At 64.6% G+C, this 14739-nt stretch carries 13 protein-coding genes; 6 read left to right on the top strand and 7 right to left on the bottom strand.

The annotated features are described in order from the left end of the window. Window positions 1–137: 137 nt before the first annotated feature. Window positions 138–1730, bottom strand: a complete 1593-nt coding sequence (aceB, locus tag AB4Y32_RS13085) for a malate synthase A (protein WP_368721732.1) — start codon at window positions 1728–1730, stop codon at window positions 138–140. Between the two features lie 90 nt (window positions 1731–1820). Continuing rightward, window positions 1821–2621: a haloacid dehalogenase type II gene (locus tag AB4Y32_RS13090; protein WP_368721733.1), complete on the bottom strand. Its 801-nt coding sequence runs from the start codon at window positions 2619–2621 to the stop codon at window positions 1821–1823. Between the two features lie 154 nt (window positions 2622–2775). On the opposite strand from AB4Y32_RS13090, the gene AB4Y32_RS13095 reads away from it, so the two are divergent. Beyond that, window positions 2776–3678 (top strand): LysR family transcriptional regulator, encoded by a 903-nt coding sequence (locus AB4Y32_RS13095; protein WP_368721734.1) that lies wholly within the window; start codon window positions 2776–2778, stop codon window positions 3676–3678. Window positions 3679–3936: 258 nt separating this feature from the next. Further along, on the top strand, window positions 3937–4371 hold the full coding sequence (locus AB4Y32_RS13100; RefSeq protein ID WP_368721735.1) for a universal stress protein: 435 nt from the start codon (window positions 3937–3939) through the stop codon (window positions 4369–4371). Window positions 4372–4682: 311 nt separating this feature from the next. Here AB4Y32_RS13100 and aceA read toward each other — a convergent pair whose 3' ends face one another. From aceA to AB4Y32_RS13115, 3 genes are all read right to left on the bottom strand, one after another. Next, window positions 4683–5990 (bottom strand): isocitrate lyase, encoded by a 1308-nt coding sequence (aceA, locus tag AB4Y32_RS13105; protein WP_368721736.1) that lies wholly within the window; start codon window positions 5988–5990, stop codon window positions 4683–4685. Window positions 5991–6381: 391 nt separating this feature from the next. Continuing rightward, window positions 6382–8055, bottom strand: coding sequence for a DEAD/DEAH box helicase (locus AB4Y32_RS13110; RefSeq protein WP_368721737.1), 1674 nt, complete (start codon window positions 8053–8055; stop codon window positions 6382–6384). 400 nt (window positions 8056–8455) lie between these two features. Next, window positions 8456–8725, bottom strand: coding sequence for an acyl-CoA-binding protein (locus AB4Y32_RS13115; protein WP_368721738.1), 270 nt, complete (start codon window positions 8723–8725; stop codon window positions 8456–8458). A gap of 159 nt (window positions 8726–8884) precedes the next feature. On the opposite strand from AB4Y32_RS13115, the gene tsaB reads away from it, so the two are divergent. From tsaB to AB4Y32_RS13135, 4 genes are read left to right on the top strand one after another with little or no spacing between them, the layout of a single operon-like run. After that, entirely contained in the window at window positions 8885–9715 is an 831-nt protein-coding gene (gene tsaB / locus AB4Y32_RS13120) for a tRNA (adenosine(37)-N6)-threonylcarbamoyltransferase complex dimerization subunit type 1 TsaB (protein ID WP_368721739.1), read from the top strand. Further along, a complete protein-coding gene (gene rimI, locus AB4Y32_RS13125; protein ID WP_368721740.1) occupies window positions 9712–10206 on the top strand; it encodes a ribosomal protein S18-alanine N-acetyltransferase in 495 nt (164 codons plus the stop codon). Before tsaB ends, rimI begins: the two co-directional genes overlap by 4 nt. Further along, a complete protein-coding gene (locus AB4Y32_RS13130) occupies window positions 10193–11260 on the top strand; it encodes a uracil-DNA glycosylase (protein ID WP_368721741.1) in 1068 nt (355 codons plus the stop codon). Before rimI ends, AB4Y32_RS13130 begins: the two co-directional genes overlap by 14 nt. After that, on the top strand, window positions 11257–12240 hold the full coding sequence (locus AB4Y32_RS13135; RefSeq protein ID WP_368721742.1) for a DUF1853 family protein: 984 nt from the start codon (window positions 11257–11259) through the stop codon (window positions 12238–12240). The genes AB4Y32_RS13130 and AB4Y32_RS13135 overlap by 4 nt, the downstream gene beginning before the upstream one ends. A 56-nt stretch (window positions 12241–12296) precedes the next feature. Here AB4Y32_RS13135 and thiD read toward each other — a convergent pair whose 3' ends face one another. After that, on the bottom strand, window positions 12297–13103 hold the full coding sequence (thiD, locus tag AB4Y32_RS13140) for a bifunctional hydroxymethylpyrimidine kinase/phosphomethylpyrimidine kinase (protein WP_368721743.1): 807 nt from the start codon (window positions 13101–13103) through the stop codon (window positions 12297–12299). Window positions 13104–13218: 115 nt separating this feature from the next. Further along, on the bottom strand, window positions 13219–14526 hold the full coding sequence (gene lplT / locus AB4Y32_RS13145) for a lysophospholipid transporter LplT (RefSeq protein WP_368721744.1): 1308 nt from the start codon (window positions 14524–14526) through the stop codon (window positions 13219–13221). Window positions 14527–14739: the final 213 nt, after the last annotated feature.

Raw genomic sequence — 14739 nt, forward strand, 5'->3', positions numbered from 1 at the left:
CTGGAAAAAAGAACGGCCCAGCAGGCATGACGCCCGCCAGGCCATTCCCGGTCGGTCAATCGTCGAGCGATCGCGTCTCGCGCGCCTGGCGGAAAGGCCGCAAGCAGCGGCTTTCCGTTCGGTGCGCATCGCTACGCTCAGAGTTCTTCGTAAAGCGGCAGTGTCAGGAATTCGGTGAAGTTCTCCGATGTCGACATCTCGCTGAAGATCTGCGCCGCGCGATCGTAGGGCTTCGTATCGCCGGCCATCACGGCCTTCACCTTGTCGAGTTCCTGCGCCGTCAGTTCGCACACGAGATCTGCCGTCACCTTGCGTCCGTCTTCGAGCGTGCCCTTCGGCGAACGAATCCACTGCCAGACCTGCGAGCGCGAGATTTCCGCCGTCGCCGCGTCTTCCATCAGGTTGTGAATCGGCACGCAGCCATTGCCGGCGAGCCACGAGCCCAGGTAGTGAATGCCGACGTTGATGTTGTTGCGCAGGCCTGCCTCGGTGATGGGCGCTTCGGGGCGGAAGTCGAGCAGGTCATCGCCCGTTACCTGCACGTCGTCGCGCTGCTTGCCGATCTGGTTCGGCTTGTCGCCGAGCACCTTGACGAACTCGTCCATCGCGATGGGCACGAGGCCCGGGTGCGCGACCCAGCCGCCGTCGTAGCCGTCCGTCGCGTCGCGCGCTTTGTCGGAGCGCACGCCGGCCATCGCTTTCTCGTTCGCGGCCGCGTCGTTCTTGATCGGAATCAGCGCGCTCATGCCGCCGATCGCAGGCGCGTTGCGGCGGTGGCACGTCTTCAGCAGTTGCAGCGCATAGGCGCGCATGAACGGCACCGTCATCGTGATCTGCGAGCGATCCGCGAGGCAGAAGTCCTTGTCGTTCTTGAACTTCTTGATCGCCGAAAAGATGTAGTCCCAACGTCCGGCGTTCAGGCCCGAGCTGTGTTCACGAAGCTCGTACAGAATCTCATCCATTTCGAACGCGGCCAGGATCGTTTCGATCAGCACGGTTGCGCGAATCGTGCCGCGTGGCACGCCGACGGCTTCCTGCGCGGCGATGAAAATGTCGTTCCACAGGCGCGCTTCGAGATGGCTTTCCATCTTCGGCAGATAGAAGTACGGGCCCGTGCCGCGCGACAGTTGCTCCTTCGCGTTGTGATGCAGGAACAGCGCGAAGTCGAAGATGCCGCCCGATACGCGCTGGCCGTCGACGGTCACGTGCTTCTCGTCCAGATGCCAGCCGCGCGGACGCACGATCAGCGTCGCGATCTCGTCGTTCAGCTTGTACGACTTGCCGTTCTGCTCCAGCGAGATCCTGCGGCGCACGGCTTCTTTCAGATTGATGTGACCGGTGATCTGGTTGTCCCAGCTCGGCGCATTCGAATCCTCGAAGTCGGTCATGTAGGAGTCCGCGCCCGAATTCAGCGCGTTGATGATCATCTTGCGGTCGACGGGCCCCGTGATCTCGACGCGGCGGCAGTGCAGGTCCTGCGGCAGCGGCGCGATCGTCCAGTCGCCTTCGCGGATGCTCTTCGTTTCCGCGAGAAAGTCGGGGCGCTCGCCGGCGTCGAGACGCTTTGCGCGCTCGGCGCGCGCTTTCAGCAGCTGCTGGCGGCGCGGCTCGAACGTGCGGTGCAGGCTGGCAACGAGTTCGAGCGCTTGCGGCGTGAGAATGGTCTCGAATCCGGGCTTGATCTCGCCGGTGATGGTCATGCCCTGCGGCAGCGGCAGCGTGTTCGCCATGAGTTCTCCTTGGTCGGTCAGTTTTAAAGATGCTTGTTGATGCAATTGCAATGCGTCGTCTCTGGTGGATTCGAATGGGATGGCATGCCGTCATGCGCCGGGACTGCGGCGTGCGCGGCGGCTGCCCGACTCCCGTTTGCCAGCTTTCTTCGCTGTCCCGGGCGACGCGAGGCTGTCGATAAACGCGATCAGTTCGTTCATGCTCCTGCCCGTGCCATGCGGCGCGACGCCCAGTTCCTCGGCGGGCGCGCCCTGGCGGTTGAGCCAGAAGACCGTGTAGCCGAACCAGTTCGCGCCGCCCGCGTCCCAGCCGTTCGACGACACGAACACGATCTCGCGCGCGCTCGTGCCGAACGCCTGTGTGCCGAGCGCGTAGCTCGCGGGCGCCGGCTTGAACGCGCGCACGGTATCCACCGACAGCACGTGATCGAACATTCCCGCCATGCCCGCGCTTTTGACAGCGATGTCGAGCATCTGCGGATTGCCGTTCGAGAGAATCGCGAGACCGATCTGCGCGGCGCTTTCTGCGGCGCGCATGCCGCGTAGCTGCCGCAGCGCGGGCAGCACGTCGGGAAACGCCGAAAGGCACGCGTATTCGTCCATCAGGCGCTTTTCACCGGACGCGGTCAGCGCGAGGCCCAGCTTGCGGGCGGAGAAGCGCAGCGCGTCGAGCGTGACGTTCCAGAATGGCTGGTAGTGCGCGCCGGCCGGATCGGACAGCGTGCGCAGCTGCGCGTATTCGATCTGCTTTTGCCGCCACAACTGCGAGAGCGCATCGCCGCAGCCGGGAAACATCTGCTCCGCCGCCGCGACGACGGAATGCACGTCGAACAACGTGCCGTACGCATCGAAAATCACTGCTTTCGGGAAGGGTGTCGTTGTGGCCGACATCGCCATGCGCTCCATTCAGAGGTCGGGTTCGATTCTATTCGTGACGGCATCTGCTCAAAAGACTCTAAAGATCACTTGATCTTTTACTTTCATCAACCTAATCTGACGCGCATCACCCAATTCGTGCGCAATCGACGCGCCCAGTCATCCGCAGATGGACCGCTTCAAGCAGATTGAGACTTTCGTGACCGTCGCGGCGCGCGGCAGCCTGTCCGGGGCAGCGCAGGTCGAAGGCGTCGCGCCCGCGATCATCGGCCGCCGCATCGACGCGCTCGAAGAGCGCCTCGGCGTCAAGCTCCTCGTGCGCACGACTCGCCGGATCACGCTGACCTACGAAGGCTCGGCGTTTCTCGAAGACTGTCAGCGCATCATTCACGACATGCAGAACGCCGAGGCCAGCGTGTCCGCAGGCGGCGTGAAGGCGAGCGGCCATCTGCGCGTCACGGCGCCGGCTGGTTTCGGTCGCCGGCATGTCGCGCCGCTCGTGCCGACGTTCACGGTCGCGCATCCGGACGTGACGATCTCTCTCGATCTGTCGGATCGCATGGTCGATCTGGTCAACGAAGGATTCGACTGCGCGATAAGGCTCGGTGAATTGCCCGATTCGTCGCTCGTGTCCTTGAGACTGGGTGAGAACAAGCGAGTCTGCGTCGCGTCGCCCGCCTATCTGGCGCGTCGTCCCGCACCGCAGACACTCTCGGATCTCGCGCATCACAACTGCCTCGCGCTCGGCGCGAGCGCGAACCAGCAGCGCGGCTGGATGTTCCAGCAGGGCGACAAGGTCGTGACGATCAAGGTGTCGGGCACGATGGAATGCTCGGACGGCGCAGTGCTGCACGAATGGTGTCTCGAAGGCTATGGACTCGCGTGGCGTTCGTGGTGGGAAGTCGGCATGGATATCGCGGCGGGGCGCCTCGTCAGTGTGCTCGACCAATTCGCCGCGCCGCCCATCGGCATTCATGCGGTGTTCCCGCAGCGACGTCACCTGCCGTTGCGCGTACGACTTTTCCTCGACTTTCTCAAGCATACGTACGGCGATCCGGCGTATTGGGGTTGATTTCGGCGTGTCCCGTGCCGCAAGCCGAACGTCAGAGCCCGCGCGGGTTTCCGATATGCGGACAAGCCCGCACGCGCCCGTTGCACGACATTTCGGCGCACTACAATCGTTTTGACGGCCTGCCGCTCCGCTTCGCTGCCGGCGCGGCGCAGGCGATTCAGATCGCATGAGCGCTCGCATCTGCGCGCTCGTGACGATGCACAGCGGCGAGCGGCAACCGGGCGTTTCCCACACCTGCAGTCGACGACGGAGGGCACCATGTTCAAGCACATCCTCGTACCGACCGATGGTTCGGAACTGTCGAAGAAAGCGATCGACGGCGCGATCGATCTTGCTCAGGCAGTCGGTGCGCGCGTCACCGCGTATGCGTGCCTGCCGCAATATCCGTACTCGCCGTTTTCCGAAGTCGTGATCGAACCGCCCGTCGACTTTCAGGACCGCAGCGAGCGCGAAGCGCGTCAGCATCTGCAGGAGGTCGAGGAGGCGGCGCGCGGCGCGGGTGTCGAATGCACGAGCCAGACGAGTGTGCATCCATCGCCGTATCTCGGCATCATCGAAGCGGCCGAGCAGGGCGGCTGCGATGTGATCTTCATGGCGTCGCATGGGCGGCGCGGACTCGGCAGTCTGCTGATCGGCAGCGAGACGCAGCGCGTGCTCACGCATACGAAAATTCCGGTGATTGTCTATCGATAGCGCGCGTTTTCTGCCCACGTTGGCCTTCTGTCGGGCAGTCCACGGTTTTGGCTCGATACGTCTGAAAGGACGCGCGCCAGCGGATAGCCGGCGCGCGCATTTCCAATTTGCGTCGGCGCGTGGTACGTGCCGACTTTGCTTCCGTGTTGTATCTCTCAGGTTCGTTGCATCCGCGCTCTGACGGCGCATAGCGACCGTCCGAGCCGGGTAGGGAAGCGGCCCTGTGCGGGGCCGCTTTTCCACGATGCTGCGTGCGAAAGGCGCATATCTTCGGCCGTTGAAGCCGCCGACGTCAGACGACGTCAGCCCGTTCAGGCGACCTTCTTGTTATCGAAGAACTGCTCGTCTTCCGTCGAGCCGTGCAGGGCCGTCGTCGATGCTTCGCGCTCGACCGTCTGCGTGACGGCATCGAAGTAGCCCGTGCCCACTTCGCGCTGGTGCTTCACGGCTGTGAAGCCCTTCTCGGCTGCCGCGAACTCGGCCTGCTGGAGTTCGACGAATGCGCTCATCTGTTGGCGCGCATAGCCGTGCGCGAGGTTGAACATCGAGTAGTTCAGCGCGTGGAAGCCGGCGAGCGTGATGAACTGGAACTTGTAGCCCATCGCGCCGAGTTCCTTCTGGAACTTCGCGATCGTCGCGTCGTCGAGGTTCTTCTTCCAGTTGAACGACGGCGAGCAGTTGTACGACAGCATCTTGCCCGGGAACTCCTTGTGGATCGCCTCGGCGAATTTCTTCGCGTATTCGAGGTCCGGCTTGCCCGTTTCGCACCAGATCAGATCGGCATACGGCGCGTACGCGAGACCGCGCGACACGGCCTGCTCGAGGCCCGGCTTCGTGCGGAAGAAGCCTTCGATCGTGCGCTCGCCCGTGAGGAACCGCTTGTCGTTGTCGTCGACGTCGGACGTGATCAGGTCGGCAGCTTCCGCGTCGGTGCGCGCGATCAGCACGGTCGGCACGCCGCATACGTCGGCGGCGAGACGCGCGGCCGTCAGCTTTGCGACGTTCTCACGCGTCGGCACGAGCACCTTGCCGCCCATGTGGCCGCACTTCTTCACGGAAGCGAGCTGGTCTTCGAAGTGCACGCCGGCTGCACCCGCTTCGATCATCGCCTTCATCAACTCGAACGCGTTCAGCACGCCGCCGAAACCGGCTTCGGCGTCGGCGACGATCGGCGCGAAGTAGTCGATATAGCCTTCGTCGCCCGGATTCTTGCCTTCCGACCACTGGATCTGGTCAGCGCGCGTGAGCGTGTTGTTGATGCGCTTCACGACGAGCGGCACCGAGTTCGCCGGATACAGCGACTGGTCCGGATACATTTCGCCCGCCACGTTGGCGTCACCCGCGACCTGCCAGCCCGACAGGTAGATGGCCTTCAGACCGGCCTTGACCTGTTGCATCGCCTGGTTGCCCGTCAGCGCGCCGAGCGCGTTGACGAACGGCTCCTCCTTCATGCCGTTCCACAGGCGTTCGGCGCCGCGGCGCGCGAGCGTGTGCTCGGGTTGCAGCGAGCCGCGCAGGCGCACGACGTCTTCCGCCGTGTAACCGCGCTTGATGCCTTTCCAGCGGCTGTCGGTTTCCCACTGTTGTTGAAGTTGCTTTGCCTGTTCGTTACGCGACATGGTGTGCTCCTTTTGCCTGAAGAGGGTTCGGTGGACTCGTGACTTCCACGAAGCGAGGGCTGCCGTAGGCATCTCGTTGGGTGAAGTCTTATATAAGAGTCTAGGCAAAAGGCGTCGGCCGGAACAGACATCACCAAGTCTTTTTCGGCGATTTTTATTGGTTATTTTTCAATATGTTATGTCTCATATCCCGCATTGAGAAACGAAATTTTCCATCTTGCAACCGCCGTTCTTGTGCTACGCAGCACGATTTTTTACGAGGCAAAAAAATTTTTCGCATCGTGAAAAGCGAGCTGAGGCGTAAAAAAACCGACGCCGGGGCGTCGGTTCTTCATGTCTTGCTGTTCTCGTCCACCTTTGTCAGGCGTTTGAGAACCCGAATGCAAGTGTTTTAGTCGCCTCGGCGCGAGTTGCGCGGGCCGTCGTTGCGGCGCGCGCCGTAGCCGCCGTCGCGCGAATAGCTGCCGCCTTCGCGGTTGCCACGGTAGCCTTCGCTGCGATAACCGTCGCGCGAACCGCCGCCGTAGCCGCCTTCACGCGAGCCGCTCGCCGGTCGGTTGTTGCCCCAGCTACGGCCGCCATTGCCGCCTTCGCGCGCACCGTAGCCGTTGCCGCCGTTGCCTTCACGTGCGCCATAGCCGCCGCCGTTGCCGTCGCGCGAGCCGTAGCCCGGCTTGCCGCCGAAGCGCCGGCCGCCGTTGCCGTTGCCGTTCGGACGGCCACGGCCGCCGAACCCGCCGCGGCCGTTCGCCGGCGGCGCCTTGCGCGGCTCGAAGCCGGCAATCACGTTGACGGGCAAGGGCGAGCGCACGAAGCGCTCGATGCGCTTGAGCGCACCCTGCTCGGCGTGATGCACGAGGCTCACTGCCGTCCCTGAGCGGCCCGCGCGGCCCGTGCGGCCGATACGGTGCACGTAGTCTTCGGCGAACTTCGGCAGGTCGTAGTTGAACACGTGCGTGATGCCGGGGATGTCGATGCCGCGAGCAGCGACGTCGGTGGCCACCAGCACGCGCACGCGGCGCTCGCGCAGCGCGCGGATCGTCCGGTTGCGCGCGCCTTGCGGCAGATCGCCGTGCAGCGCAGCCGATTCGAAACCGGCGTCGGCGAGACGGCCGGCCAGCATATCGGCATCGCTCTTGGTCGCCGTGAAGACGATCGCCTGATCGAGGCTCACGTCGCGCAGCAGATGGTCGAGCAGGCGATCCTTGTGATCGCGGTCGTCCACGTAATGCACGGTCTGCGCGATGTTCGTGCGCTGCTCGATGCGTTGCGTGATCTCGATGCGCTCCGGGTCCTTCAGCAGACGGCCCGTCAGCGAGCCGATCTTGCCGTCGAGCGTCGCCGAGAACAGCATCGTCTGACGCGTGGCGGGCGTTGCGGCGACGATCGTCTCGATGTCGTCGATGAAGCCCATGTCGAGCATGCGGTCGGCTTCGTCGAGCACGAGCATCTGCAACTGCGACAGGTCGATGCGGCCGCGCTCCAGATGGTCGAGCAGACGGCCCGGCGTGGCGACGAGAATTTCGGGGTTCTTGGCGAGCAGCATCAGCTGCTGGCCGTACGCGACACCGCCGAGGATGCTGACGGTGCGCAGGCGGCGCAGGTGCTTGCCGTAGGTCGAAGCGGCCGTCGTGACCTGCATCGCGAGTTCGCGGGTCGGCGTGAGGACCAGCAGGCCAGGACGCGCGACGGGCATCGGACGGCGGCCGCGGCCACCGCCGTTGTTTTCGCGCGGCTCACGCGGCTGATTGGCTTGCGTCTTTTGCAACTGGGCGAAACGCTCGATGGCGGGCAGCATGAACGCAGCCGTCTTGCCCGAACCCGTCGGGCTCGACACCAGCAGATCACGGCCGGCGATGCCGGCGGGAATCGCGCGCTGCTGAACGGGCGTCGGCGTCTTGTAGCCGGCTGCCGTCAGCGCGGAAACGATCTCCGCCGACAGACCCAGCTCAGCGAACGTCGGGCCTTCAGGTTCGGGGGCTTGCACGGACGTGTCGGGCGTGTCGAGACCGAGGGCTTGATCGGCGATGGCGTTCAGGGGGCTGGAGGTATTGCTCGAAGTCATGAGAATCCTTGAAACATGGGAAGTAACACGTCGGCGCCAATCGGCATACCCAAGTCGTCGGATTCAGCGAGCAAAGAAGCAGCGAGCAAATCGAAAAACGGGGGCAACTCGCGACAGTGAAGGCGAGTTTCTCGTTAGAAGCTGTATCGAATGCGACAGGCCGGGATTGGCTTGCCGCCAGCCTGGACTTGACGGCCCGTGGGGCCTTGCAGGAGGGGACAGGTTCTAAACTGGATTGGAGCAAAACGCTACGAGGCGCTTTTTCCCGCCAAAGCGGTGAAGCGCAGACCGCATTATATCGATATTTGCTGCACTGCGCCACCATTAAGACTCGTCTCAGCGAAAGCCGCCGATTCGTAAGATGAATTGGCGGCTTGCTCTGCCCGTATCGCGGTATTGATCAAGCCGCGCCGCCGTTCCTGAGCGACTCGACCAGTTCGACATATTGCTGTTTCGCCGTGTCGGGCGTGGTGCCTTGCAGCGCTGCCCAGGCGTCGTACTTGTACTTGCCGACTATATCGGTGAAGCCGGGCTTGTCGCCGTGCACGTCGCCATCGGTGGCCTGCTTGAAGAGCGCGTACAGGCGCAGCAGCGTGAGGTTGCCCGGACGCTCCGGCAGTTGCTTCACGTCTTCCTGTGCCTTCGCGAAGAGACCGTCCACGTCGCTCATCAGATCCTCCATGCTTTTTCGAGATAAGGCGTCGATCATAGCAAGCGATACCCGGCGCGCGGCCCGGTGAGGCTGGAGCGATCCTTCCAAACGCGTCCCTGCGCAGGCTGGGTCGTGTTCGCATCCGGCGACGCTGGGCGCCGCATTACAATAGCGGTCATGACGAAAACCGTGCTGCTTGCCCTCGATACTTCGACCGAATTTTGCTCGGTCGCCCTGTTGTCCACTGAATCCGCCGACGACACCTCATCGGCCGACGACGCGGACGCGTCTGCTCCCAAACCGCTTGTCTGGGTACGCCATGAATCGACGGGCGCCGTCTCGAGCACGCGGCTACTTCCCGCGATTCGCGAGCTGTTCGACGAAGCGGGCCTCGCGCTCGCCGACTGCAATGCGATCGCGTTCGGCGCCGGGCCCGGCTCGTTCACGGGCTTGCGCACCGCGACGGGCGTCGCGCAGGGACTCGCATTCGGACTGAATTGCCCCGTGGTGCCGATCGGCACGCTGCTCGCGTGCGCCGAAAGCGCGCGCCGGCGCGACCCGTCGGCCACGCGCGTGCTTGCCGCGCTCGATGCGCGCATGGACGAGGTCTATTGGGCCGACTACGCGTGGGATGCCAACGCGCGCGAGTGGCGCACGGTCCACTCCGCCGCGCTCGGCTCGGCCGATGCGCTCGACTTGCCGGACCAGCCGTTCACGCTGGCGGGCAATGCCGCTGCGGCGTTCGGCGATCGTCTGAAGGCGGCGAGCGTCGCGCGAACCGTCGATCACGAAGCCGTGCCGCACGCGCTGCCGATCGCATTCGCGGCGCTGCGCGCGTTCCGCGCGGGCCGCACGCTGCCCGCCGATCAGGCGGCGCCCGAGTACATCCGCGACAAGGTCGCGCAGACCACGGAAGAGCGCCTGGCCGCGAAGGCCGCGCAACATGCGCAAACGGCAGCGTCATCGGCGCATGCGGCCCATACCGCCGAGGGCGAGGGCCGGCGATGAGCGGCGTGCTGCTGGCGGACCGCTACATGTCGCCGATGACGGAGGGCGATCTCGACGAGGTCGCGGCTGTCGAAAAGCTCGCTTATGAATTTCCGTGGAGCCGCGGCAATTTCGAAGACTCGCTGCGCAACGGCTACTTCGGCATATGTCTGCGGCACGTGACGGGCACGCTGATCGGCTATTGCGTGCTGATGCCTGTCGTCGACGAAATGCATCTGCTGAACCTGTGCGTCGCGCCTGCCGCGCAGCACGCGGGAGCGGGCCTTGCGCTGTTGCGCGAAGCCGTCCGGATCACGCGCAGCGAAAGGCTCGCCGGGATGCTGCTCGAAGTACGGCCGTCGAACCATCGCGCGATCAAGCTGTACGAGCGCTTCGGCTTTGCGTCGATTGGCCGCCGCAAGAATTATTATCCGGCGCGGCATCGCAGCCGGGAGGACGCCATCGTGATGCGTTTCAGTTTCGAGAAGGAGGGCGCAGATGGCGCTGCATGAATCCGCGCTGGAAGAACTCGGCCTCGCGCCGATTTGGATGCGCCGAGGGATCGCACGACACGCGGCCGTGGCTGACGACGCGCACGCGCAGGCGGAAGGCGCCGATGCCGCAACTCGTGCCGCGGCGAGCGTCGATGTCGAGGCCCGCGGCGAAGATGTGGCTGTTCGAGCCGCCGCCGTGAGCGCCGATAACGGCACCGGCAACGGCAACGGAGCGGCCCGCGCCGCTCTCTCGCGCGAAGCAGGCGAATCGCAAACAGAACCGCAAGGTGCGGCCGCGTCACGCCGCGAAACAACGTCGGACGAAGCTCACCGGACGCCGCCGCAGCCAGCCCGCCGCGCGTCCGCGCCCGACGCGGAAGCAGCGCCGCCCGACGACGACTTCGCGTGGTTCGACGACCTTCCCGCCGAACCGCCGTCGCACACGGAAGCGCAAGTCGCCCGCCCGGCGCAGCCTGCCGTCGACACGCTCGACTGGAGCGCGCTCGAAGAACGGGTGTCGGCGTGCGAGCACTGCCGTCTCTGCGAGAAGCGCACGAACACGGTTTTCGGCGTCGGCGATCGCGAAGCCGACTGGATGCTGATCGGCGAGGCGCCCGGCGAAAACGAGGACAGGCAGGGCGAGCCGTTCGTCGGCCAGGCGGGCAAGCTGCTCGACAACATGCTGCGCTCGCTCGGCCTTGCGCGCGGCATGAACGTGTATATCGCCAACGTGATCAAATGCCGCCCGCCCGGCAACCGCAATCCTGAGCCGGACGAAGTCGCGCGTTGCGAGCCGTATCTGCAACGGCAGGTGGCGCTCGTGAAGCCGAAGCTGATCGTCGCGCTCGGCCGCTTCGCCGCGCAGAGTCTGCTGAAGACGGACGCGAGCATTTCGTCGCTGCGCGGACGCGTCCACGAGTACGAGGGCGTGCCCGTGGTCGTCACGTACCATCCGGCGTATCTGTTGCGCAGCCTCGGCGACAAGGCGAAGTCGTGGCAGGACCTGTGTCTCGCCCGCGATACCTGGCACAACGCGGCGCCGCAAGACACGCAGGCGGGTGCTTCGAAATGATGGACGCCGCCGGGCCGACCGCTTCGTTCGAGGCGCCATCGACGGCCCGGCTCGACGCGCTGTCCGACGCCGCCGTGCGCGACATCGCGTGGCTCCTGTTCAGCCCCGATCTGTTGCGCTCGCAACCGCCGTCCGGCGTGCTCGCGGCGCCGTTCGAATCGTCCGATGCAGCGGCTGCGACGATCGACTGGCTCGAAGCGCAAGACGCCGATCCCGCCGCTTTGCACCGGCATATCGCGGCCGCGCGCGTGACGCGCCTCGGCCGCTACGCCGAGTGTCTGCTCGCGTGGTTCCTGACGTACGGCCCGGCCGCCCGGCTGGTCGCCGCGAACGTGCCGCTGCGGCGCAAAGGCATCACGCTGGGCGAATGCGATTTCCTCGTCGAGACGCCGACGGGCCGGCGGCTGCATTGGGAACTGGCCGTCAAATGCTATCTGCACGCGGGCGACGGGCGCGGAGAACTTGCCGATTACGTGGGCCCGAATCTGCAGGACCGCTTCGATCTGAAGCTCGCGCATCTGCTCGATCATCAGTTGCGGTTGAGCGCTCGCGAGGAGTTTGCGTCGCTGGGCCATCGCGGGCCGTGGGACGCGCAGATGTTCGTTAAAGGCTGGCTCTTCTATCGCAACGGCACGAACGAGCGCGATCCCGCCGAAATCGAGCCGGCGCACGCGCGCGGCTGGTGGTCGACGCGAGCCGACTGGCCGTCGTTTTCCAGCGGCCATGCGGATGCGTGGATCGTGCTGCCGAGGCTCGAATGGCTTTCGCCGCGCATCCACGACAGCCAGCACGCGTCGAGCTTCGTTTCCGCCGATGTGCTCGCGCAGCAGCTGATGCAGCAGACGGCGCCGACGATGGTCGCCGCATTCGTCGGGAATGCAGAAGGACATTGGGTCGAGCGCTCGCGCGGCTTCATCGTGCCCGACGACTGGCCCGAGCGGGCGCAAGCGTTTGCGCGGCGACCGACGCGTCAGGCGTGACGTAAATCGACGCCTGAAGCATCGACGCGTGACACCGCGCCGCTACCGTCCCGCCGCTACCACCACCGATAGAAGTGATGCACCGGTCCGACGCCATGACCGACGTCGAGCCGGCTGCTCTCTTCGAGCGCGCCCGTCAGATAAGCCTTCGCATCGGCGACAGCGCTTGCGAGATCGTCGCGCTGCGGAATCAATGCCGCGATCGCCGACGATAGCGTGCAGCCCGTCCCGTGCGTGTTCTTCACGGGCACGCGCGGACCGGCGAGTCGCATCGTGCCGCTGTCCTGGATGAGCCAGTCGGGGCTGTCTGCGGCGGCGAGATGGCCGCCCTTCATCAGCACCGCGCGCGCGCCGAGCTTGCGCAGCGCTTCGCCCTGATCGACCATCGCGGCTTCTTCCGTGGCGCTCGACGTGCGAAGCAGCGCGGCTGCTTCCGGCAGATTCGGCGTCAGCAGATCGGCGAGCGGCAGCAGTTCGTCGCGCACGGCATCGACGGCTTCGGGCGCAAGCAACGCATGATTGCTCTTCGAGATCATCACGGTGTCGAGCACGACATGCTTCGGCTTGTGGCGGCGCAGCGCGTCGGCGACGGCGCGCACGATCGACGCGTTGGCCAGCATGCCGATCTTCACGGCATCGATGCGGATGTCATCGAACACGGCGTCCAGTTGCGCGGTGACGAAAGCGGGATCGGGCGTGTGAATCGCCGTCACGCCGCGCGTGTTCTGCGCCGTCAACGCGGTGATCACGCTCGCGCCATACGCGCCGAGCGCCGAGAAAGCCTTCAGATCGGCCTGAATGCCGGCGCCGCCGCCGGAATCGGAGCCGGCGATCGTCAGGACGTTGGGAATGGGTCGGGTCATGGAAAAACCTGCAATACCTGAAAAGCGAAGGGCGCGTGATGCACCCTCAGACGACGCTCGGACAACGCCTGGTCAACGTGCAGATACGAACAAGCAGCGGGTCTGCGAATGGATCTCAGTGATGCGCTTCGCCGATCAGCGATACCGAATCGAACGCACGCTGGTTGGCCTGATGGCGGCGCATCACGAGCCACATCATCACGCAGACGAAGGTGCCGAACAGCACGATCACGACCGTGACGGGCACGTCGAGCCACACGAGCACGGCGTAAAGACACAGCATCACGAGCACGGACAGGTTCTCGTTGAAGTTCTGCACGGCGATCGAGTGGCCCGCCGACAGCAGCACATGTCCGCGATGCTGGAGCAGCGCATTCATCGGCACGACGAAGAAGCCCGACAGCGCGCCGACGACCATCAGGAAGACATACGCAAAGATCAGATAGCCGGGGATGTGCATCCTGCCGTAGTACACGCCCCAGTGAGCCGGAAACAGATGCTTCGTATAGAAGGCCATCAGCATCACGGCGATCCCCATGATGACGCCGACGGGCAGCACCGTCAGCGACTTCTTCAGCGGCACGCGCGCGGCCGCGATCATCGCGCCCGCCGCGACGCCGACGGCGACCACGGCCTGCAGGATCGCGCCTTCCGACAGCGACATGCCGAGCGACACTTCGGCCCATTTCAGCACGATGAACTGCAGCGTCGCGCCCGCGCCCCAGAACAGCGTCGTGACGGCGAGCGAAATCTGTCCGAGCTTGTCGCGCCAGAGCACGAGAAAGCAGTCGGCGAAATCGGTGATGAGCTTGATCGGCCCGTGCTGCTGGCGCGGATAGCGGGCGCCCGTGTCGGGGATGCGCAGATTGAAAAGCGCCGCGATCACGTAGATCAGGATGATAATGAGCATCGCCGCTTCGGCGGGCGTATGGATTGCGTGGGGCGTGTGCCTGATGATGTGCGAGGCGATGTGCGGGCTGATCAGCGCGCCGCCGAGCACGGTGCCGAGAATGATCGAGCCGACCGTCGTGCCTTCGATCCAGCCGTTCGCGGCGACGAGTCGGTCAGGCGGCAGCAGCTCGGTGAGAATGCCGTACTTGGCGGGCGAATACGCGGCCGCGCCGAAGCCGACGATGCCATACGCGAAAAGGGGATGAGCGCCGACCAGCATCACCACGCAGCCGACCACCTTGATCGTATTGGTCACGAACATTACGCGGCCCTTCGGACGAGAATCCGCGAAGGCGCCGACAAAAGCCGCGAGCACGACGTACGACAGCACAAAAAACAGCTTGAGCAGCGGCGTCATCCAGTTCGGGGCGTGAAGATCTTTCAGCAGTGCAATAGCAGCGATCAGAAGCGCATTGTCGGCCAGCGAGGAAAAAAACTGCGCGGCCATGATGGTGTAAAAACCTTTTTTCATCTGATGCGATGCTGTCCTCGCTGCGGTCCGTCCGCCCCGGCCGTCAGTGGCGCGTCCGGGCTTATTCCGTTCGAAATGGGTTGTGCGCACGGCTTTATATCACGAAAATAGACAAATCCCGACTAGCAGTATCCTTGATCGCGTTGTCACGTCAGCCTCCGAAGTGTTGAAAACGCACTGTAAGATCCTGATTCGACAATGTCTTTACGAAAA

Origin of the sequence: Paraburkholderia phymatum (assembly GCF_040965635.1) — a bacterium.
Lineage (GTDB): Bacteria > Pseudomonadota > Gammaproteobacteria > Burkholderiales > Burkholderiaceae > Paraburkholderia > Paraburkholderia phymatum_B.